Here is a 21,075-nt window from a genome sequence, read left to right as displayed (position 1 = left end):
GCACCCTCAACGATTGGCCACCAGGTGCGCCCCGAACAGCAGGTAGCAACTGCCGGCAAAGCGATCCAGCCATTTGCGCGAACGGTCATAGACCCGCGCCATTCGACGGCTGGAAAACAGCAGTGCGACGCTGCAATACCAACTGAAGGACAAGGTCGACATGGTCAGCACCGCCAGCGCCAGCAACATCGGCGGCACGGTTGCGGGCATGGCGGTGGCGAAGATCGTCGCAACGAACAATGCCGCTTTGGGGTTGGTCATGTTGCCCAGAAAGCCCTGGCCATACACTGACAACAACGTACGCCCCACTCCGCCCATCGAGCCATTATCGTCAGCGACGATCGGCGGTTTTCGCCTGAACTGCTTCAGCCCCAGATAGATCAGGTAGCAGCCGCCGGCAACCTTGAAAACCAGGTACAGCGTCGGCGCCGCGCTGAACAGTGACTTGATGCCCAGGCCACCCGCCAACCCCCAGAGCACCGTGCCGGTCGCCACGCCCAGGGAGGCCACCACGCCATGGCGTTTGGATTGACTGGCCGCCAGCTGCGCAACGTTAAAGAAATTCGGTCCCGGCGTGATGACGGCAACCGTCCACAATAGCGCCAGCGATAGCAACGGAGCGGCGTAGCTCAGATGGAACATTTCCATAATGACGATCGCCTTCATGGCTTCGAGGGATGTGCAACACAATGCAACAGTTGTCGTCGACTTTCTACAGGGGCGAGCCCCTTCCATCGGCGGAAAGACAGGTGCCTGCTCACTGGGTTAACGTGGTCAGCATCGACTCCACGGCAACGATCACCATGACCCATCCTGCGCTGCGCAATGACTGGTTCCACCGCGCACCTGATGTCACAGGGCTTCAGCGTTTCGAAGCATTTTTTGCCGGTCATGGCTACGACCTGCACCGCCACGACACCTACGCCATCGGCCATACCCTGGCCGGCGTGCAGCGTTTTCAGTACCGCGGCGGCTGGCGTCACAGCCTGCCGGGCGGGACTATGGTGCTGCACCCGGACGAAGTCCACGACGGCGAGGCCGGCACCGAGACCGGGTTCCATTACCGGATGATGTACATCGAACCCGCGCTGATCCAGCAAATGCTCGGCGGCCAACCGCTGCCCTTCATCAAGAACGGCCTGTCGACCGACCCACGCCTGTTCGCCGCCACCGAAGTGCTGCTGCGCAGCCTCGATAGCCCCTTCGAACCACTGGAAGAACAGGACGCGATGTTCGATCTGGCGCAAGCCTTGAACAGCGCTGGCGGAGTACCCATGGTGCGCCAACGCTTCGATTATGTGGCCGCCGAGCGCGCGCGGGAGTACATGCACAGCGCCCTGGATCGCACGGTGACGCTGGAGGAACTGGCGCATCACAGCGGTCGGGATCGTTGGAGCCTGTCGCGGGATTTCCGCCTGTTGTTCGGCACCAGCCCTTATCGCTACCTGACCATGCGTCGCCTCGATCTGGTCCGCTCGCTGCTGATCCAGGGGCAGTCGCTGGTCAGCGCCGCACTGATCGCCGGTTTCACCGATCAGAGCCACATGACCCGCCAGTTCAGTAAAACCTACGGCCTGTCGCCCGCACGCTGGATAAAAATGCACCTGCGCTGAGCCACGCACAATCGTTCAAGAAGCGCGCCCGAGCGCTGGCTATCGTGGTTTCTCGTTCAACCATGAGAGCTGCTTCATGAAAACCTACGAGAGCCTGAACTTCGCCGAAAAAATCTCCCGGATCGGCCCACACTGGACGCCGCGGGTCATTGCCGAAATGAACGACTATCAGTTCAAAGTGGTGAAGTTGCTGGGGGATTTCATCTGGCACGACCACCTCGATACCGACGAGGCGTTCATTGTGCTCGAGGGCCAGCTGCGCATTGATTTTCGCGATGGCCATGTGTTGATCAATGCCGGCGAAATGTACGTGGTGCCCAAGGGGGTCGAGCACAAACCGTGCGCGGAGCAGGAGGTGAAACTCCTGCTGATAGAACCCCGCGGCGTGTTGAACACAGGCACCGAAGGGGGCGAGCGCACGGCGCAGAATGATGTCTGGGTGTGATTGCGCCGGTTTACGAGGTTAACGTCTTGCCATCCACCGGATCACCGATTTTCAGGAAATGCCCGCCCGCGACGTGGTGTAAGGTGCGCAACGCATCATGCCCCTCGAAGTGCCAGCGGCCGTCGCTGAAAACGCGCTCATCCGCCTGGGCGGCAATCACTTCGGCCAGGAACAGGTCGTACTGCTGGTGGTTTCCGGGCTCTGGCAGCAATCGACATTCCAGCCAGGCCACGCAGCCTTCGAGCATCGGCGCGTCGATCAACTCGCCGCTGAAGGTCTGCAGGTCGTAGGCCTGGAATTTGTCCCGGCCCTGGGTTTGGGTCAGCTCCAGGCCGGACGTCGAGCCGACGGTTTGCACGATATCGGCCTGGGCGGCGCAGGGTACGTTCAGTACGAAGGTGCCCGCCCCTTCCAGCAGTTGCCGGGTCCAGGTGGACTTGTCCAGGACCACGGCAATTTTCGGCGGTTCGAAATCCAGCGGCATGGCCCAGGCCGCCGCCATGATGTTGCGCTGCCCGTCATGGGCCGCGCTGACCAGCACCGTCGGCCCATGATTGAGCAGACGATAAGCCTTGGACAAGGGAACCGGGCGGCGATGGAAGGCGCTCATGGACATCTGCTCCAGGGAAAAGAGCCGATTGTAGCGATTTCCGCCCGGGTGGCAGCCATCAACTCGACAATTGATTGGCGAACTGCCCCACCGCGTTCACCACTTTCTTCGCGCCGTCCTGAATCTCGACAATCACCGTGCCCGCCTCAGCCGCCAGCGCCAGGCCTTGTTCAGCCTGGAGTTTGCCGTCGGTCATCAGCGCTACGGCGTTACGCGCCATGTCCTGGTTCTGACGCACCACCAGCACAATTTCATCGGTAGCCTGGCTGGTCCGCGAGGCCAGTTGCCGGACCTCGTCCGCCACCACGGCGAAACCTCGGCCCTGCTCACCGGCGCGGGCCGCTTCGATGGCGGCGTTGAGCGCCAGCAGGTTGGTTTGTTCGGCAATGCCACTGATGGTCTTGACGATGGTGCCGATCACCAGGGATTGCTCGTTCAGCGCTTCAATGCCGTCACCTGCGGTTTGCATGTGCTTGGCCAGGTCACGCATCACATTCACCGCCTGAGTCACCACGGCCGTACCGCGCTGGGCGCTCTGATCGGTTTGCTGCGATGTACCGTAGGCAATGTTGGCCGCTTCAGCGACGGCCTGTTCCTGGTTGATCTGATCGGTAATCACCGTGGCGAACTTCACCACTTTGTAGAGCTTGTTATTGGCGTCGACCACCGGGTTATAAGACGCTTCCAGCCAGACCGTACGCCCGTGGCTGTCGACACGCTTGAAGCGCCCGGCCACGAACTCGCCAGCATTCAGGCGGCGCCAGAAATCCTGATACTCGGGGCTGTTCTGCTCCTGCGGTTCGCAGAACATGCGGTGATGTTTGCCCTGGATCTGCGCCAGGCTGTAACCCATGCCGTTGAGAAACCGGTCATTGGCCGTCTGCACGTTGCCATTGAGGTCGAACTCGATCACCGCCGTCGAGCGCACCAGCGCACTGATCAGGTTCTCGTGCTCGCGGGAGGCCTCGATGGTGCGGGTGAGGTCGCTGGAAAAAATCGAGAACGCCTTGATCCGTCCGTCCGAACAACGCACCGGCTGGACGATCGAACGCAACCAGGCTTCCTGGCCATTACCACGCAACAGGCGCACCGCTCCGGCGAAGTGCTCGCCACGGCTTAGCGCAGCCCTGAAGCGGTGGTGAAATTCATCCGCCTTCACGTGAGCCGGCACGAGGTCTTCGATCGGTCGCCCGACCAGGTCGTGGCCCTTGTAATGCATCTCGCCAATGAAGTTCTGGTTGGCCGATTGAATCCGGCCATCGGGATCCAGGGTCAGGACCAGCATCTCGCTTTCCAGACTGTCCCTCACTTGCTGAAGGCTGGAGAGTTCTTCACGAAGAGCCGACAACTCTTGCTTCAAGCGTTTATTGAACATGGAAAGCACCGATGGACAGGGATAGAAAGCGGCATGCAGCCTAGCCATCGGCATTCGGGATATTTTCTGAAGAGTATTTCAGGCTTGTCCTACAAAAATAGTTTGCAACGGCTGCGCAATCCACTGAACGTCACTGGATGCAGGGCGCCTCGTTTCGGCCTTCCGCGTAGGGTATCCGTGCGCCGAAATACATCGCGCTGCTCACACCCACCGCGCCCATCACTGCGCAGAAAATCACGCAGATCCACGGACTCCACGGCATCAGGCCGATCAGCAACAGCGGTGTGACGCTGGCCCACGCGGCGTAGGCAATATTGTAGGTGAAGGAAATTCCCGAGACGCGGATCCGCGCCGGGAACAGGCTGACCATCACCGAAGGCACCGCGCCGACCACGCCGCAGCCGAGGCCGGCAATCGCGTACGCCAGACCGATCCAGTCGCCGCCGACGATCAGGCAGGTGTAGAGCACGCCGATGCCCAGCGGCAGCAGCAGGCTGTACAGCATCACCGTGCGCCAGGCACCGATGCGGTCGACCAGCAACCCGGCCAGCACGCAGCCGATGTTCAGGAACACGATGCCTAGGGCGCTCAGGCCGAAGGTACGGCTGGCGGTCATGCCGAAGGTTTTCTGCATCATGGTCGGGGTGATGACCACGAAGACCACCACGGCGGAGGTCAGCACGCAGGTGAGGATCATCGCCGGCAGGATCGCCAGGCGATGCTCACGCAATACCGTGCGCAAGGGCAGTTCGACGGCGGCATCGCGCTTGGCCTGCATCGCCATGAATACCGGGGTTTCGCTGAGCCAGCGGCGCAGCCACACGCCAATCACGCCAAACACGCCGCCCAGCAGGAACGGATACCGCCACGCAAAATCGAGGATCTCCGCCGGAGTGAAGGCCTGCGCCAGAAAGGTCGCAGTCAGCGCTCCGATCAGGTAGCCGAACGTGAGCCCGGCCTGAAGGAAACCCAGCGCGTAACCGCGATGCCCGGCCGGCGCGTGCTCGGCGACGAACACCCAGGCGCTCGGCACTTCACCGCCCACCGCGGCGCCTTGCAGGACCCGCAACACCAACAACAGCAGCGGGGCGAAATAACCGATCTGCGCGTAAGTCGGCATGATGCCGATCAGCAGGCACGGCAACGCCATCATCAGAATGCTCAGGCTGAAGACCTTCTTGCGCCCCAACCGGTCGGCGAAATGCGCCATCAGAATCCCGCCCAACGGCCTTGCCAGGTAACCGGTGACGAAAATCCCGAAGCTTTGCAGCAGGCGCAGCCATTCGGGCATTTCCGGCGGGAAGAACAGCTGACTGAGGGTCAGGGCAAAAAATACGAAAATGATGAAATCGTAGATTTCCAGCGCGCCGCCAAGGGCCGCAAGGCCGAGGGTCTTGTAGTCCGAGCGGCTGAACGGTGCCGGGCGCGAATCGTTATGGGCAGTCATCAAAAGAACTCTGGCGTAGGCAAAAAACCAAGGCGCCCATGGTCTACGCAAACGCGCCAGCGGACAACCCGTTAGACCATAGTCCCGAATAGCCAAAACTTCGTCACAAAACGTGACCGATTGATTTACTGTTGGCACCTGTCCAGACGGGCCTTCCCGGCCCTCACGACCAAAATAAACATAAAAATCGAGGTATTCCCGTGGCTGCAGATATCGAAGATACCCGCTCTGCCCGCTTCGCCCTGCGTTGTTCAAGTTTTGCCGAACGCTGGTTCCCCGACTCCTGGGTGTTCGCCGCACTGGCGGTGATCATCGTCGCCGTGGCCACCCTGTTCATGGGCGCCAAACCCACCGATGCCGCCATGGCGTTCGGTGACGGATTCTGGAGCCTGATCCCGTTCACCATGCAGATGGCGTTCGTGGTGATTGGCGGTTACGTGGTAGCCAGTTCGCCGCCCGCCGTGAAACTGATCGACCGCCTGGCGCGGATCCCGAAGAACGGCCGTTCCGCCGTGGCTTGGGTGGCGCTGATATCCATGGTCGCGTCGCTGTTGAACTGGGGCCTGTCGCTGGTATTCGGCGGCCTGCTGGTGCGCGCCCTCGCCCGTCGCACTGACCTCAAAATGGATTACCGCGCCGCCGGCGCCGCCGCGTATCTGGGCCTTGGTGCGGTGTGGGCCCTGGGCCTGTCGTCGTCCGCCGCGCAATTGCAGGCCAACCCGGCCAGCCTGCCGCCGTCGATCCTGTCGATCACCGGGGTGATTCCTTTCACGCAAACAATCTTTCTCTGGCAATCCGGAGCGATGTTGCTGGCACTGATCGTGATCTCGCTGATCATTGCCTACGCCACCGCGCCGGGCCCGAATTCGGCTCGTGATGCACACGCGTGCGGCATCGATCCAAGCTTCAACCTGCCGCCACTGCAACCGCGTACCCGGCCGGGCGAATGGCTGGAACACAGCCCGCTGCTGATCATTTTGCTGGTGCTGCTGGCGGCCGGGTGGCTGTTCCACGAGTTCTCGACCAAACCGGCGATCAGTGCGATTTCCGGACTAAACACCTATAACTTCCTGTTCATCATGCTCGGCGCCTTGCTGCACTGGCGTCCGCGCAGCTTTCTCGATGCAGTGTCCCGCGCGGTGCCCACCACCACCGGCGTGCTGATCCAATTCCCGCTGTACGGCTCGATTGCTGCGCTGATGACCACCGTCAAAGGCACGGACGCGCAGACCCTGGCCCACCACATCTCGACCTTTTTCGTACAGATCGCGTCCCACGACACCTACGCGCTGCTGATGGGCGTGTACTCGGCAATCCTCGGCTTCTTCATCCCCTCGGGCGGCGGCAAGTGGATCATCGAAGCGCCGTACGTGATGCAAGTGGCCACCGACCTGAACTACCACCTGGGCTGGGCCGTGCAGATCTACAACGCGGCGGAAGCACTGCCGAACCTGATCAACCCGTTCTACATGCTGCCATTGTTGGGCGTTCTCGGGCTGAAGGCGCGGGACCTGATCGGCTTCTCATTCGTGCAACTGCTGGTACACACGCCGCTGGTGCTCTTCCTGCTGTGGGCGCTGGGCACGACGTTGACGTATACGCCGCCAGTGATGCCTTAAATGTCATTGATTGCGCCTGCTGTTGTGCGGGTGCAATTTGTCCTACAGACCCGTTCGATTGCGCCTGACATAAACCTCGGGCGGGTCCTATCTCTTGCCAGTGACTCGTTGAGTAGACTCCGACAGCTCAACCCTTCAAAGCACTGACCAAGGATGAACAAGACATGTCTTTAATATCAAAAACGCTGGAAGAGATGATCAACGACACCTATCAGGACGGCAGGGTGTCGGTCGCCGAGTATAAACAACTGCGTGATGACGCTGACCGTCGAATGGACGCCGTCGTCCGCGAGTTCGGCCTGCACAATAATCTGACCGCCCTTCAAAAAGCCATGGACGTGGTCATGCAATTGACGCAAACGTCCATCATTGATTCGAAAAAAGCCAACCTGACCGACACCGGAGAGGCGATCGTCAAAGATGCCGTATTTGCACAAGTCGAATACCTGCGCGCCGGAACCCATCTGGCCCTGAAGCTGCTGTAACGTCTCAACCCTCCTCCGGTTCGTAGACTTCTGCTGCGAGCCGGACCCTATACCGGGCTATTCACTGCAGACCTTCCCGAGCAGACCGTCTCCTGCAGTTTTACCGGTATCCCGGCGCTGCGTGAATAACCCAAAAAGCTGCCTGCGCCTGCTCCTCTGTGTAATGCGATTGATCCACTATGCTGTCTCCTACCAACGGGATCACGCTGAAAAGGATCTGAGCATGTTCAAACTCGCTGCACTCACCCTTGCCGCCCTCACCCTGAGCGCCGTCGCCCAGGCGGATGCCGATCTGAAGCTGGGCAGCACCGAGCGCGTCACCCGGCTGTTCGCTTACCCCAACAACTGCAATGTGATCTGCTTTCGCAACTGGACGCTGGAGCAAACCGTCGAGCATTACCTGACACAAAGCGTGCAGCGCGATGGCTACAGCGCGGCGAAGGTGGTGGTCAAAACTGATAACGATCAGCTCTACGCCGCCATCACCGGCGTGCCCAAGGGCTATGAAAAACCGCTCGCGGCGCTGCTCGATGCGGGGGACCTGGCTTATACCGGCGCCAGCAAGCTGAATGCCGATGGCAAGTGGGCGTATAGCTGGTACTTGTTCCTGCCGCTGGGCATGGCGTTGGAGAATCGTAAAAGCGTCGAACTGCTGCACTTCCCGCCGGACTACTCGTTGACTCAGGCGCAGGATTACCTGAAGTCGGCCACCACCGATCGTTGGGCCACGCTGCTGGCGGATAACGGCATCCCCGCGGAGCAGACACCGGCTTACCAGACCATCATCGACATCGCGCCGATTGCCGCGCCGTCTACGGCGGGCAAGGACCTGGAAGGGGTCTACGACTATTTCAAGGACTACCAGACCACCATGGTCAAGCAGATCAGCCAGAACGCCAGTGGCGCGGCGCTGCCGATGGTCGCGTTCGGCGCGCCGGTGCGTAACTGGATCAAGCAGCAATACGGGCCGACGGTGAACGTGCTGGGCCTGGTCAGCATCAGCCCGAACGAAGGGGTCAAAGTGCCGGTGTTGGGCTCCAACCACCCAAGTTACATCTGGTACGCCGCCGATCCTGCGAGTTATACCGGCAGCGACGCCCAGGCCAAGGCCGATGCGGCGGGCCTGAAAGTCATGGGGCAAGACCTGAGTGCCGCGTGCTGGCAGGCCGCCATGGGCCGCGACCCCGACAGCAACCCGGATATCGAACTGCGAAGCTGCACCCAGACATGGCAGGTCGCCCAGACAGAAAAGACCTGCGAGCTGTTCTACACCTCGATCCGCAACCTGACGCCCGGGCAAGCCACGGCCAAGTGCGCAACCACACCGATCAAGGCTCAACTCAAACAGCTCAAGGCCCCGGCACCGGCGACCGCGCTGCCTGCTCCACACCTGTGAACATCGACGCGCATTCCCGTGTGATCCATGGCTGACGCGGAAATGCGCGTTTTCCCCCTGTCACTTGTGACAGTAGACCGGGGCCTTTTTATGCGAGAGGCTTGAGTCACACCCACGTGCTGCAGGGCTGACGGGATGTCAGCTGACGGAGGTCGCAGCACTCAGCCAACAGGGACCGTTATGAAAGCTCATGCGAATCAAGCGCTTGTCCAACCGCCACCCCATGGCATTTATCCCTTCAAGGAGCTGCCGGTTGACCTCGGATTTCCGTCCAGGGACGACTTTGCAATCGTTCGCAATGGAAAAGGCTCGGCGATAGGGGTCAAGGTACTGCGCAACTTCCCGCGCTTTAGCCGAATCTGCCGGATTTCCGGCCATCTTCTGCCCTATCGCTGCGCGCACACGCGCCAGCTTGCACCGGGAATCCACGTCTACGACCCATTGTTCTGCAGCCTGCTGAACCACAGCTGCGACCCCACCGTCTTCCTCGATATGAGCGAAATGTGGCTATGGGCGCTGAAAGACATCAAGAAAGGTAATCGGCTGACGATGGACCTCGCCGCCACGGAAGACAAGCTGCAGCGGCAGTTCGCCTGCCGCTGCGGTTGTCCCGGCTGCCGTGGTTGGATCACCGGCTACGACGAGTCGCCGAATGCCAATGGCCTGCTGTTTTTGCAGAACCGGCGCCGGCGAAGGCCGGACTGAGTGGTTATGGCGCGCCGACTGGGCGCAAGCGGTACTGCGGCGGCAATTGCTCAAACCCGCTGATGCTGGCGTTCAAGCTCTTCCAGCGACCGTCCTTGATCCCGTAGATGCAGCCGTGAATAGACAGCGCCTGCCCGCGATGCCAGGCATTTTGCACAATGGTGGTATGCCCGACGTTGGCCACTTGCTGGATCACATTGAGTTCGCACAGACGATCGACCCGCTCTTCCTCGGTCGGCAGTTGGACGAGTTCGTCGCGTTTTTCGTAATAAAGATCACGAATCGAGCGCAACCAGCCGTCGATCAGGCCCAGCTGACGGTCCTGCATCGAGGCCCGCACGCCACCGCAGCCATAGTGGCCAGTCACGAGGATGTGTTTGACCTTGAGCACGTCGACGGCGTACTGAATCACCGACAGGCAGTTCAGGTCGGTGTGCAGCACCACGTTGGCCACGTTGCGGTGTACGAACAGGTCGCCGGGCAACATGCCAACGATCTCGTTCGCCGGCACGCGGGCGTCGGAGCAGCCGATCCAGAGGTATTCCGGCGTTTGCTGACGGGCTAGTTTGGCGAAGAAGTCAGGATCTTCTTTGGTGATCGCGTCAGCCCAGCGCTCGTTATTATCGATCAGATCTTGTAATTCGTTCATGCAAGGGAGCCTCGTTAATGATGCGCTGCTTTGACAGACGTCCGTCCGTCGGGGTCACGCGTCAGGTGCAGATTGCCGATGAAGCTTGTTATCGGTGTTCCATGCCGGCGGAATTCTCGGCAGCCCAGTGGGTCCACCCTAGTAAGGCCCACAGTATGAGGAATTGCCATGACTGATTCACGACGTCCGTTCGATGCGGCACAACCCGAGCCCATCGACGACAACGAAGACCGCATGGGCTCGATGCACGAGCTGGATTTCGATGAGGAAGAACCCAGCGCGAAAATCGGCGACGAACTGCCCGAAAACGAACGCGAACAACTGATGCCCGAAGAGCGCGTGCGCGAAGCCGGCATGACCGGCGCCTCGACCGCGGATCATGAACCGACCGACGATGACATGAGCCCGGAGACGTTGATCCGGGAAGACGGTGCGCGCGATGCCCGGGAGGCGGGTGAAGAGGGCCAGGCCGATTGGGATTTGAGCGTTGTCGATGAAGATGAGATCGGCGGGGGTAACGGGCTGGATGAAGAGGAATTGGCGCGGCGGGATCCGCTGGACGGGAACCGATGATTCTGTAGCGCCTGAGATTCTGTAGCGCCTGACAGGACGCCTTCGCGCTCAGGCTCGCTCCCGCAGGTTCAGTGCTTTGTGGGAGCGGGCCAGATGGTCAATCCACCAGGGTGCAGGCCATGACCACGGCATCTTCGCGCCCACCGACCGCCGGATAATAATCGCGACGCCGACCAATCTCGTTGAACCCGTACCGCTCATACAATCGGAAGGCCGACCGGTTGCTGTCGCGCACTTCCAGAAAACACTCCCGCGCCTCGGCCTTGTAGGCAATCGACATCAGGTGCTCCAGCAGCGTCAAGCCCAGCCCACGCCCCTGGTTTTCCGGCTTGACGGTAATGTTCAGCAGATGCGCCTCATCCAGAATGATCTGCACCACCCCGTGCCCGACCTGCTGCGAGCCTTCGAACATCAACCAGATCTGGTACTTGCCCAGCCCGTCGAGAAAAATCCCGCGGGTCCAGGGATGGCTGTACGCCGCGTATTCGATCTTCAGTACAGCGTCCAGGTCCGCCTCGGTCATCGGGCGAAACGATACAGCGTCACTCATTCGATTCTTTCCAGCGCGTCATCAGCCGACGCATGGCTTGCCAGACGTCAGCCTTACGCTGTGGCTCTTCCATTAATAATTCCAGGCCCGGCAGGGCCCAGACCGAGCCCAGGCCTTCGACCTCGAGTTCACGGTTGAACGATTCGGCAGTGGCTTCCCCGGCGAAACGCACCGCCGGCAGTCCGATCAGCCAGACGCAGACGCACGGCGCATCTTCCAGCCGGGCCGAAAGAAAACCCTGCACGAAGTCGCGAGCCGCCTCGGGGCCTTGATCCATCGTGCCGCGGGAGAGCAGCGGCCAGCGCACCGGCTCGCCGACGATCTGCGGGCTGTCCGGCAGGCCGGCGGCGCGCAACATGTCTTTGAGCAGCAGGTACGCGGGATCGCGGGTCTGGAAGGCCTCGCCTGTGGGTAACTCCACCAGCAGCAGGCAGCGACCGGCGCGCAGCAATTGCAGGGCGAATCGCGGTGGTGGCACGACCGGCGCCCTGACTGCGACCGGGGCTTCCTCTTCTTCGGCCTTCGCCTGGGTGCGCGTGCTGGCCAACGACGGCCGCGGCACTTCGATCTTTACCCGCTCGGCCGGCTTGCCCCCCGGTTCCACGGGCGCATCGGCCACGGATACCGGTGCCACTGAAGCGACGACCAGCGGCTCGGGCATCTCCAGCAACTCGGGCCGCGACGGCGCGGCAAAAGGCAATTCGGTGCGCGGCAGCCAGTTGACCACCTGCATGGCGGTCAGATAAGCGCGACGACGGGACTCGATAAGCAAAGGTCGGCCACTTGTGGATAACTAAAGTGCGCTGATTCTACCGCCCTTCGCTCAAGATCGCCCGCGCTGTTGATCGATAGACTTCATCGATAGCCTTTGCACCGGTGAAAAATGGCGACAGCCCGTCCCGAGAGTGAATCGCATCGGCCGCGATGCAGTACAATCGCGGCTTTTAATTGCCAACCAGCCGGCCATTCCGATGATCGAACCCAAGCGCGTCTTGCGCGCCCTCGCTGAACACTGGGCACTTCTGGAGCCACTGTGCGAGCACTTCGACCAAGGCACACTGAGCCTCAACGAACTGCGCACGCAACTGGCCGCCCAGCAACTCGACAGCACGCCGCAGGACATCACCAGCCTGCTGGACGTGTGGATCCGCCTCGATATTCTGGTGCCCGTGGCGAAAAGCCCGAACCGTTTCGAGCTCAACGCGCAGATCCACGACTTCCTCGCTTACCTGCGCCGTGAACACCGCCTGGGTCTGTGCCTGGAAATCGAAGCCTATCTGCGCCACCTCGAACGCTTGGCCGGTTACATCCAGGACGCCTTCGACGTCCGTGACGGCCACGACCTCGCGCGCCAATTGCGCCTGCTCGACATGCGCGTACGCGACGTCCTGAAGAAACTCGCCAACGACGAGCAGGCCCTTGTGGCCGTCGCCGAGCGCGCCAAGACCAGCGACCGGCAGATCCCGTTGCGTCAGCGATACGCCGAAGTGCTGGCGACCTGGGACGAATACGTCGAGCCGATGATTCAGCTGGTGAATGCCGACGGCGCCTTCGAGCAAGGCGTGCGCAAAGTCGAGAACGTCCTACTGAAAATGCTCACCGAGCAACAACGCCTCGGCCACCTGGTCGATGACGACATGTTGCTGCGAACCCACGCGCGCATTCTCGAAATGCAGACCAGCGCCCAGTTGACCTTGCGTCATGCGCGGGAACTGCTGCTGCCGCTGCGTGAAGAAGCACGCCGGCATAACGCCGTGACCCGTGGTGCGGCGCTGGCGCTGTCAGCGATCCGCCGCAAAGGCCTCGATGCGGTGCCGCAAGCGGCAATGCCGATGTTCACCCGGCCGCAAAGCACCTTCCTCGGCAGCGCCAGTCAGGTCGAGGCCTACGTTTACGCCCTCGCCCGCTTCGAGCCGAAGCCGGCGCGGTTCCCGAAAGCGCACAAAACCCAGAAAGGCGAAGCGCCGCGCGCGCCACGCACCGTTCGGGAAATGCTCGAACGCTGCGAAGACGCCCTGCCGCTGCCGGACCTGATGACCTGGCTGCTGGAACAGGAACCGAACGGCGCCACCGATGAATTGCTGTACTGGTTCTCGCGCTTGTCGCGGGAGAAGCGCTTCAAGCGCGAGCGTCTGGAGCGCCGCGATTACCACACTCATGAGCACCAGGTCAGCCTGCGCTCCTTCGCCCTGCTCTCGGCCCGCGACAGCGCCGCCGAGGATTCTGCGAGCATCCCTCATGCATCTTGATCTAAAAGAACTGTCCCAGCTGGCGCCGATCTTCCGCGAGCTGTTCAAGGGCTACCACGTCAGCCGCCGCGATCCGGAGCTGTACGCGCAATTGTCGAACTTCCAGGACCAGTACCGCATGCTGTTCAAGGCGCTGGGTTTTGAACTGGTCTGCGACACCCGCGGCTTCTACTACTTCGTTCCGGACCTTGCGGCGGCGGCGGTGAACAAGACCGCGCAACGCCTGGCGCTGTTCACCTTCATCCTCGTCGAGCACCTGGCGGATCAGGGCCGCGACCCGATTGCCGTGCTCGACGGCGGCAGCCTCGGTCGCGACGAATTGCCGTCGTTGCTGGAAAAGTACCGCGACCTGTTCATCCAGGCCGAAGTGCAGACCGTCGAAGAGCTCGAAGAAAAAATCATGCGCCGCATGACTCAGCTCGGGTTCGCCAGCGAAGAGACAGGCATTTACCGTTTCCTGCCGCCGATGCACCGCTTCCTCGACGTCTGCCTGTCGGTGCAGCAGGACCGCGACCTGGCGGCCAGCCTGCACAGCGTGTTGCCACTGCCGGTTCCAGTGCTGATCGACGACGATAGCGACGAAAAATTGCTGGAGACCGACGATCCCCTCGATCTGAGTGAGTTCGAGGGCGAAAGCGAAGAAGACGCCTTGGCCCGCGCCATTGCCGAAGAACAGGAGACCGACGCATGAGCAAGGAACGCTACGGCATTCGCCGCTTTGCCCTTTTGAACACAGCCGGTTACAGCCTCGGTTTGTTCCCGCTGGAAGAACCGTTATCGGTCTACGGCGCGAACAACCTCGGCAAATCCGCGTCGATCAATGCGTTGCAGTTTCCGATTCTGGCGCGCATGTCGGACATGAGTTTCGGCAAATACAGCCTGGAACAATCCCGGCGCTTCTACTTCGCCTCGGACACCAGTTACATCCTGGTCGAAGTCTCGCTGCCCCACGGTCCGCACGTGATCGGCGTGGTCGGTCGCGGTCCGGGCGGCGGTTTCGGTCACCAGTTCTTTGCCTACGCCGGCAAGCTGGATCTGGCGCACTACCAGAAGAACGACACCTGCCTGCGTCAGAAAGAGCTGTTCACCAACCTTGAACGCGAAGGCCTGAAAGCCTACGAGCTCAAGCCCGATGAACTGCGGCGCTTGCTGGTCGGTGGTCACACCTCGATTCCGCTGGACCTGACCCTGATCCCGCTGCGCTCCACCAGCGAACAGAGCCTGAAGACCTTCCGCGCGCTGTTCATCAACCTGCTGCACATGCGCGAAATCACCGCAGCCAAGCTCAAGCAGCTGTTTCTCGATGCCTTCGAGCACAGCTTGCGTTCCGGCAGCGTCGATTACATCGCCGCGTGCGAAGAAGCGTTCCGCGATGTAAGACGCATGGAGCAGGACTACAACTCTCTGGTCACCGCCGGCCCCTTGGTTGAAGCCCTCGCTGCTGGCGTGACCCAGCGCAATATCCTGCGCGGCAAGCTGCACCGGATTTCGCCACTGCTCGATTCGCTGCTGGGCACCTGGTCGGATTACGCCAGCGCGCGCAAGGAAGAGCTGACCCTTCAGGCCGAGCATTACCGCAACGAGCAGGACGCGCTGCAAAACGATCAGCGTGGCGGCACGCAGGAGCTGATGCGCCTGGAGCGGGAAATCACTGGCATCCAGCGCTGGCTTGGCGAACTTTCGGCGCTGAAGAATCGTTTCGCGCTGGTCGATGACGTCAAAGTGCTCGAACAGCAACTGCTCGCGGCCAAGGACGCTCACGACGAACTGGCCGGCGCCTTGGCGCAGTCTCGGCAGTTCTCCGCCGAAGATCTGGAAGAACGTCTACGGGATCTGGAAAAGCGCCTGAAGTCAGTCAAGCAGCAACTCGACCACGCCGACAACAACAGCTACGCCCGCCTGCGCGAAGAGTTTTCGCAACAGGATGTCGAGCGCCTGATGCGCCTGTTCAACAGCGCGTTGTTCAGCCTGCCGCTGGGCGAACACGGCATTGCGCTGGACGAGGACGGTCAGTGGGTCAAATCCATGGAGCTGATCCTCGACGGGTTCAAAGGCGAACGCTTCGAAGTGCCGGGCCTGTCGATCGACCTCTCGCACATTGAGCCTCCGGCATTGCAAGCGCTGGCAGACCGCGCAGCCCTGCGCGATCAGAAAGAGCGTCTGGAAAAAGAACTCAAGCAACTGAAAACCCAGCAAGCCGTGGCAGCCGACCGTGCGGCGAGCAAGACCCAGACTGAAGCGCTCTATCAGCAGGTGCTCGATGCGCAGAAAGCCCTGGAAGATTTCCGTCGCTCGCAAACCCTGAGTGCCGAAGAAGGCGACAAGCTTGAGCAACTGGCGCAGATGGAAGCCGCGCAGGACGAGCTGAAGCGCTCCAGTGACGCCTTCACCGAACGCGTCCAGCAACTGTCGGCCAAGCTGCAACTGGTCGGCCGGCAAATCGGCGACATGGAAGCCAAACAACGCACCCTTGACGACGCCCTGCGCCGCCGTCAGTTGCTGCCGGCAGACTTGCCGTTTGGCACGCCGTTCATGGACCCTATCGACGATTCCATGGACAACCTGCTGCCGCTGCTCAATGACTATCAGGACAGTTGGCAGGGCTTGCTGCGCAGCGACGGGCAGATCGACGCGCTGTACGCGCAGGTTCGGCTCAAGGGCGTGGCCAAGTTCGACAGCGAAGACGATATGGAGCGTCGCCTGCAACTGCTGATCAACGCGTACGCGCACCGCACCGACGAAGCCCTGACCCTCGGCAAGGCCCGCCGCGCCGCGGTCACCGACATCGCCCGGACCCTGCGCAACATCCGCAGCGACTATGACAGCCTCGAGCATCAACTGGCGCTGTTCAACCGCGAGATCAACAAGCGTCAGGTGTCCAACCTGCAGAGCTTCCGCATTGTGCTTGCGCCGAACAAGGAAGCGCTCAAGCACATCGACCAGATCATCCACAGCGCCGGCCAGTACGAAGAAGGCGAAACGCTCTCCGTGTTCGACCTTAGCCAAAGCGCCGATCAAGACAACAAGAACGAAGAGGCCAAGGAATACCTGGCACGCCTGGTCGCGGCGAATCACAACCAGCTCGGGCTCAAGGACCTGTTCGAGCTGGCCTTCGAGATCACCAAGGTCAATGGCCAGCCAGTGATCCACACCGACATCGACGGCGCGGCGTCCAACGGCACGACGATGACCATCAAGGCGCTGACCAACATGTACCTGTTGCTGCACTTGATGGATCGCGATCAGGCCGGTCGCGTGCGTTTGCCGTACTACCTCGACGAGGCGGCGGACATCGACGAGAAGAACCAGGCAGCGCTGCTGGAAACCAGTCTGCAACTGGGCTTCGTGCCGATTCTGGCGAGTGTGAAGCCGCAGGTCTGCGCCAGTGTCGCGATCGATCTGGAAGGTGGCAGCGGGCCGAACGGGATCTACATCGACGAGGCGGACTGGAAATACATCCGTCGGCATGATGAGGTGAAGGCAGTGGTAAACGCTGAAACCGATGAGCCGGAACTGGATGCGGTTTGATTAGCGTTAATCGACAGCAATAAAAAAGGCCGCGATCCAGAGGGATCGCGGCCTTTTTGTTTGTTGTGCCTTGAGGGCCCTATCGCGAGCAGGCTCGCTCCCACTTTGGATGCCCGTAACCCTGCGGGAGCGAGCCTGCTCGCGATGGCGTCAGCCCATACACCACAGGCTTATTTACCGAGCGAGATCTTCGGTGCCCAGGTCAGCCACTCATCCTCAAACTTGTCGAACAGCGGGAATGTCTGCTCCGCTCGCGCCGGGCTGCCCATGCGGTCACCCTCCGGGGTAGCGAAGGCGATGCCGCCTTGCAACAGCGTTTCCAGCGATTCAGTGCGCATCGTCGCGCCTTTGAACAAGCCGTAGTCGAAACCGAAGCCGCTGGTGTTCCAGAACCTGGAGCCGCTGCGCACCAACGGCGCGTATTTCGGCTCGATCAGGATGTGCACCAACACGCGATCCGCGGTCTGGCCCAGTTCATAACCCGTGACCTTGCCCACCGTAACTTCGCGGTACGTCACCGGCACGCCGGTTTTCAACGAACCACGGCGCGCGGCGCTCAGGACCAGACTCAAGCCGGCTTCCTGTTTTGTCACCTCAGGCGGCGTGGCCAGGGCGACGAAGTTTTTCTGCGGCCCCAGGTTCTTCGCGGCAGGCTGCACTTCGATGTATTGGCCGGTCACCAGGGTTTCGAGGTTCGAGGTCTTGATGAGGCCCAGCTCAGGCTTGACCACCCAGAACTGACTGCCAACCCGGGCAATGCGCTCCGGCACTTCGGTGATCCGCGCCGTGAGCAGGACAGACTGCAGATCATCGCTGAGGTCGACATCTTCAATCTTGCCGACATCCAGGCCTTTGAATCTCACTGGGGTGCCATGGCGCAAGCCATCCGCGCGATCAACCTTGATCGTGACCACGGTGCCTTTCTGATTGGCGTCGTCATGGTTGGCGAACAGACGGAAACGCGGGATTTTCTTTTGCAGCGGCGCTTTCGCGAGCGGTGTTTCGAAAGCGATCCCGCCGGCCATCAGGCTTTGCAGCGACTCACTTTTGACCTGGATTCCACCGGTCAACCCACCCGAGAGGGTGATCCCGCTGGCGTTCCAGAACCGCGTCGACGCGTTGACCAGGCCTTCGTATTCCTTCTCGATGTGGACACCGATCACCAGCTGCTTCTTGGTCTTGGAGAACTGATAGCTCTGAACCGACCCGACCTTGACCTGCTTGTAGAGAATCGGACTGCCGACTTCCAGCGACCCCAGGTTCTCGGTGAACAACACCAGGTGCAGGCCCGGCGAACGCAGGTCCAGCGGCGGTGCCTTCGGTCGCGCCACGAACTCGCGTTGCGGTGCCGCGCCTTTGTCGCCGGGACGCACGGCGATGTAGTTACCTTTGACCAAGGCTTCCAGGCCGGTGATGCCTGCGAGGGAAATCGATGGCTTGACCACCCAGAACTGAGTGCCTTCGACCAGATAATCTTCGGCCAGCGGATCAAGGGTCAATTCGGCCGTCGCACCGGACAGATCAGGATCGATCTTCAATGCTTTCAGATTGCCAACCTGAATGCCTTTGTACATGACCGGCGTCCGGCCGGCCTGCAGGCCCTCGAAATCGCTGAGCTTGACCTTGACCCGGATACCGGCGGCGGCCGCATCAAAGTCTTCGTAGAGACGGAACGGCAGGCTCGGATCGGTGGGCGGGCTGTCCTTGCGGTTCTCCGGCGTGGCAAACGCGATGCCGCCGGCGACGATGCTCGCCAGCGACTCGCTGCGCACTTTCACACCGGACAGATTAGCGTCAATGCTGATGCCGCTGGCATTCCAGAAACGTGTGTGTTTGCGCACAAGCTTGGCGTAGGTCGGCTCAATGAACACTTTGAGCTCAACCGTGCTCTGGTCTTCAGAGAGCAGGTAGCTTTTGACCTGACCCACCCTGATCTGCTTGTAGAACACCGGACTGCCACGGTTCAGCGAGCCGAGGCGATCCGCTTTGATGGTCAGGTGCAGGCCGGGTTTTGCGTCGGACAACGGTGGCTCTTCGGCCAACGCCTTGAACTTGCGCGTGGGCTCGCCCTCCCCCGGACTGATCGCGACATAATTGCCGGACACCAGCGTTTCCAGGCCGGTGATACCGGCCAGCGTCACGCTCGGTTTTACCAGCCAGAAGCGCGTGCTGGTGCGCAGGTATTGCTCCACGTCCTTGTTCATTTCGACGGTGGCGATCACGCCTTTCGAGGCGCCTTCGTCGTCGAGCTTGAGAGTTTTTACCTTGCCGACCGACATGCCTTTGTAGACAACTTCGGTCTTGTTGGCCTGGATGCCTTCACCACTTTCGAAACGCACCTGAATCTCGATGCCGGTTTCGTTGTAGGCACGCCAGCCGAGCCAGCCGCCGATGATCAGGGCGATCAGGGGCAACACCCAGATGGCAGACCAATTCGAGGCCGGTCGGGTTTTCGCTGTAGGCAAATCAGTCATGGTCGTCGTCCGACTCCGTGTTATCCCAAATCAGTCGGGGATCGAAAGTTACTGCGGCAAGCATCGTCAGAATCACCACGCTGGCGAAAGCGATGGCGCCAAGATTGGCTTCGACACTGGCGAGCCGTCCAAAATTCACCACCGCCACAAGGATGGCGATCACAAAAATGTCGAGCATCGACCAGCGGCCAATGAACTCGATGAAGCGGTACATCCAGATGCGTTGACGAGCCGACAGCGGCTGGCGGCGTTGCACTGAAAACAGCAGCAAGGCGATGCCCACCAGCTTGAATGTCGGCACCAGGATACTGGCGATGAATACCACGGCGGCGATGGGAATCATGCCGTGCTGAACCAGCTGGATTACACCGGACATGATGGTGCTGGGATCGCCCTGACCAAGAGAACTGACCGTCATGATCGGCAGGACGTTGGCCGGAATGTAGAGGATCGCCGCGGTGATCAGCAGCGCCCAGGTTCGTACGACGCTATTCGGTCGGCGAGCGTGAACCAGCGCACCACAACGGGTGCAGACCTGCTCGTTGGTGTCAGCGTCCTGCTTGTTCAATTCATGGCATTCGGTACAAATCAGAATGCCTGCATCAATCGCCCGCATGGGCATCCTCTCCTGATAAAGCCTGCCAGATCTGATGGGGCGACATCACCACCTCCAACCAGACTTGGACCAACAACAAGCCGATAAAGCACGCCAGGCCAAGACCTACGGTGATTGCTGCCATATCTGCCAGCTTTACGATCGCCACCAGAACGCCCATGAGGTAAACCTCGAGCATCCCCCAGTCGCGTAAATGGTGATAAATCCGATAAAGCAACAAGCCGTAGCTACGGCCGATATCAAAACGGATAGTCAGCAATACCGCCAGCTGACAGAGCAGTTTGAGTAGCGGGATTGCCATGCTGCACAGAAATACGATGACCGAGACACCTTGCATCCCGGTATCGAACAAGCCGACAACGCCGGTCCAGACAGTGTCTTGCGACGACTGCCCGAGTAGATTGAGCTGCATGATGGGTAAAAAGTTCGCCGGGATGTACAACAACAGCGCGGCGATGACCAAGGCGAGACTGCGCTGTACGACATTGTGCCGATGAACATAGAGCTCATAACCGCATCGCGGGCACAAGGCTTTCTCGCCATGGGCGAGCTTGGGCTTATGCATCAGCAGGTCGCACTCATGACACGCTACCAAGTCGTCCAGCGGTAATTCTGACAGCCCGGAGGCGTCAACCGGATCTGGCATAAAGGCTCTGACTCCGAAAAAGATCGACCTATTCTAGTGTCATGAGTCGAAAATAACTGCGCAAATTTGTACTGGGCCAGTTAAAGCTTTTATTC

The 21,075-nt window shown here is 60.7% G+C and carries 19 protein-coding genes and 2 pseudogenes; 10 read left to right on the top strand and 11 right to left on the bottom strand.

Annotated elements, in window-relative coordinates:
- Positions 1 to 6: 6 nt before the first annotated feature.
- Positions 7 to 648, bottom strand: coding sequence for a LysE family translocator (locus NTD84_RS16485; protein ID WP_262167452.1), 642 nt, complete (start codon positions 646 to 648; stop codon positions 7 to 9).
- A gap of 155 nt (positions 649 to 803) precedes the next feature.
- Here NTD84_RS16485 and NTD84_RS16480 point away from each other — a divergent pair, with 155 nt between their 5' ends.
- Entirely contained in the window at positions 804 to 1,613 is an 810-nt protein-coding gene (locus NTD84_RS16480) for an AraC family transcriptional regulator (protein WP_262167575.1), read from the top strand.
- A gap of 76 nt (positions 1,614 to 1,689) precedes the next feature.
- Positions 1,690 to 2,058 carry a cupin domain-containing protein gene (locus NTD84_RS16475; RefSeq protein ID WP_262167451.1) on the top strand — a complete coding sequence of 123 codons (369 nt, stop codon included), beginning with the start codon at positions 1,690 to 1,692 and terminating at the stop codon, positions 2,056 to 2,058.
- A gap of 10 nt (positions 2,059 to 2,068) precedes the next feature.
- Here NTD84_RS16475 and NTD84_RS16470 read toward each other — a convergent pair whose 3' ends face one another.
- From NTD84_RS16470 to NTD84_RS16460, 4 genes and pseudogenes are all read right to left on the bottom strand, one after another.
- Positions 2,069 to 2,668, bottom strand: a complete 600-nt coding sequence (locus tag NTD84_RS16470) for a flavin reductase family protein (RefSeq protein WP_262167450.1) — start codon at positions 2,666 to 2,668, stop codon at positions 2,069 to 2,071.
- A gap of 58 nt (positions 2,669 to 2,726) precedes the next feature.
- Positions 2,727 to 3,161: pseudogene (locus tag NTD84_RS30095) on the bottom strand (methyl-accepting chemotaxis protein); the annotation flags it as partial.
- Positions 3,162 to 3,266: 105 nt separating this feature from the next.
- A pseudogene (locus tag NTD84_RS30090) lies at positions 3,267 to 3,953 on the bottom strand (PAS domain-containing protein); the annotation flags it as partial.
- Between the two features lie 220 nt (positions 3,954 to 4,173).
- Complete coding sequence (locus NTD84_RS16460) at positions 4,174 to 5,490, bottom strand: MFS transporter (RefSeq protein WP_262167447.1); 1,317 nt, start codon at positions 5,488 to 5,490, stop codon at positions 4,174 to 4,176.
- A 200-nt stretch (positions 5,491 to 5,690) separates the two neighbouring features.
- On the opposite strand from NTD84_RS16460, the gene NTD84_RS16455 reads away from it, so the two are divergent.
- The 4 genes from NTD84_RS16455 to NTD84_RS16440 all read left to right on the top strand — a co-directional run bounded on the left by NTD84_RS16455 (position 5,691) and on the right by NTD84_RS16440 (position 9,695).
- Positions 5,691 to 7,109: a short-chain fatty acid transporter gene (locus NTD84_RS16455; protein WP_262167445.1), complete on the top strand. Its 1,419-nt coding sequence runs from the start codon at positions 5,691 to 5,693 to the stop codon at positions 7,107 to 7,109.
- A gap of 164 nt (positions 7,110 to 7,273) precedes the next feature.
- Complete coding sequence (locus tag NTD84_RS16450) at positions 7,274 to 7,594, top strand: hypothetical protein (protein WP_262167444.1); 321 nt, start codon at positions 7,274 to 7,276, stop codon at positions 7,592 to 7,594.
- A 223-nt stretch (positions 7,595 to 7,817) separates the two neighbouring features.
- Positions 7,818 to 8,990 carry a hypothetical protein gene (locus NTD84_RS16445; protein ID WP_262167443.1) on the top strand — a complete coding sequence of 391 codons (1,173 nt, stop codon included), beginning with the start codon at positions 7,818 to 7,820 and terminating at the stop codon, positions 8,988 to 8,990.
- A 180-nt stretch (positions 8,991 to 9,170) separates the two neighbouring features.
- A complete protein-coding gene (locus tag NTD84_RS16440; protein WP_262167442.1) occupies positions 9,171 to 9,695 on the top strand; it encodes an SET domain-containing protein-lysine N-methyltransferase in 525 nt (174 codons plus the stop codon).
- A gap of 4 nt (positions 9,696 to 9,699) precedes the next feature.
- Here NTD84_RS16440 and can read toward each other — a convergent pair whose 3' ends face one another.
- On the bottom strand, positions 9,700 to 10,344 hold the full coding sequence (can, locus tag NTD84_RS16435; RefSeq protein WP_262167441.1) for a carbonate dehydratase: 645 nt from the start codon (positions 10,342 to 10,344) through the stop codon (positions 9,700 to 9,702).
- A gap of 168 nt (positions 10,345 to 10,512) precedes the next feature.
- Here can and NTD84_RS16430 point away from each other — a divergent pair, with 168 nt between their 5' ends.
- Positions 10,513 to 10,917 (top strand): serine kinase/phosphatase, encoded by a 405-nt coding sequence (locus NTD84_RS16430; protein WP_262167440.1) that lies wholly within the window; start codon positions 10,513 to 10,515, stop codon positions 10,915 to 10,917.
- Between the two features lie 97 nt (positions 10,918 to 11,014).
- On the opposite strand, the gene rimI is transcribed toward NTD84_RS16430, so the two are convergent.
- Both rimI and NTD84_RS16420 read right to left on the bottom strand, forming a co-directional pair.
- Positions 11,015 to 11,467, bottom strand: coding sequence for a ribosomal protein S18-alanine N-acetyltransferase (gene rimI / locus NTD84_RS16425; protein ID WP_214378714.1), 453 nt, complete (start codon positions 11,465 to 11,467; stop codon positions 11,015 to 11,017).
- A complete protein-coding gene (locus tag NTD84_RS16420) occupies positions 11,460 to 12,200 on the bottom strand; it encodes an energy transducer TonB (RefSeq protein WP_262167573.1) in 741 nt (246 codons plus the stop codon). Before NTD84_RS16420 ends, rimI begins: the two co-directional genes overlap by 8 nt.
- A 238-nt stretch (positions 12,201 to 12,438) precedes the next feature.
- Between NTD84_RS16420 and mksB the strand changes: the two genes are divergently transcribed.
- From mksB to mksF, 3 genes are read left to right on the top strand one after another with little or no spacing between them, the layout of a single operon-like run.
- Positions 12,439 to 13,716, top strand: a complete 1,278-nt coding sequence (gene mksB, locus NTD84_RS16415) for an Mks condensin complex protein MksB (RefSeq protein WP_262167439.1) — start codon at positions 12,439 to 12,441, stop codon at positions 13,714 to 13,716.
- Positions 13,706 to 14,407: an Mks condensin complex protein MksE gene (gene mksE, locus NTD84_RS16410; RefSeq protein WP_262167438.1), complete on the top strand. Its 702-nt coding sequence runs from the start codon at positions 13,706 to 13,708 to the stop codon at positions 14,405 to 14,407. Before mksB ends, mksE begins: the two co-directional genes overlap by 11 nt.
- Positions 14,404 to 17,244, top strand: coding sequence for an Mks condensin complex protein MksF (mksF, locus tag NTD84_RS16405; RefSeq protein ID WP_262167437.1), 2,841 nt, complete (start codon positions 14,404 to 14,406; stop codon positions 17,242 to 17,244). Before mksE ends, mksF begins: the two co-directional genes overlap by 4 nt.
- Before the next feature lie 170 nt (positions 17,245 to 17,414).
- Here mksF and NTD84_RS16400 read toward each other — a convergent pair whose 3' ends face one another.
- Genes NTD84_RS16400 through NTD84_RS16390 form a run of 3 tightly spaced genes read right to left on the bottom strand, consistent with a single transcriptional unit; the run spans position 17,415 to position 20,980 of the window.
- The gene (locus tag NTD84_RS16400) at positions 17,415 to 19,718 is read right to left on the bottom strand and encodes an intermembrane transport protein PqiB (protein ID WP_262167436.1); all 2,304 of its coding nucleotides are present in this window, start codon (positions 19,716 to 19,718) and stop codon (positions 17,415 to 17,417) included.
- Complete coding sequence (locus NTD84_RS16395) at positions 19,711 to 20,334, bottom strand: paraquat-inducible protein A (protein ID WP_262167435.1); 624 nt, start codon at positions 20,332 to 20,334, stop codon at positions 19,711 to 19,713. Before NTD84_RS16395 ends, NTD84_RS16400 begins: the two co-directional genes overlap by 8 nt.
- The gene (locus NTD84_RS16390; RefSeq protein WP_262167434.1) at positions 20,321 to 20,980 is read right to left on the bottom strand and encodes a paraquat-inducible protein A; all 660 of its coding nucleotides are present in this window, start codon (positions 20,978 to 20,980) and stop codon (positions 20,321 to 20,323) included. Before NTD84_RS16390 ends, NTD84_RS16395 begins: the two co-directional genes overlap by 14 nt.
- Positions 20,981 to 21,075 lie beyond the last annotated feature (95 nt).

Origin of the sequence: Pseudomonas sp. 14P_8.1_Bac3, assembly GCF_025466085.1 — a bacterium.
GTDB lineage: Bacteria > Pseudomonadota > Gammaproteobacteria > Pseudomonadales > Pseudomonadaceae > Aquipseudomonas.
The sequence above is the reverse complement of the archived record's forward strand: the minus strand, read 5'-3'. Positions and strand labels throughout refer to the sequence as shown.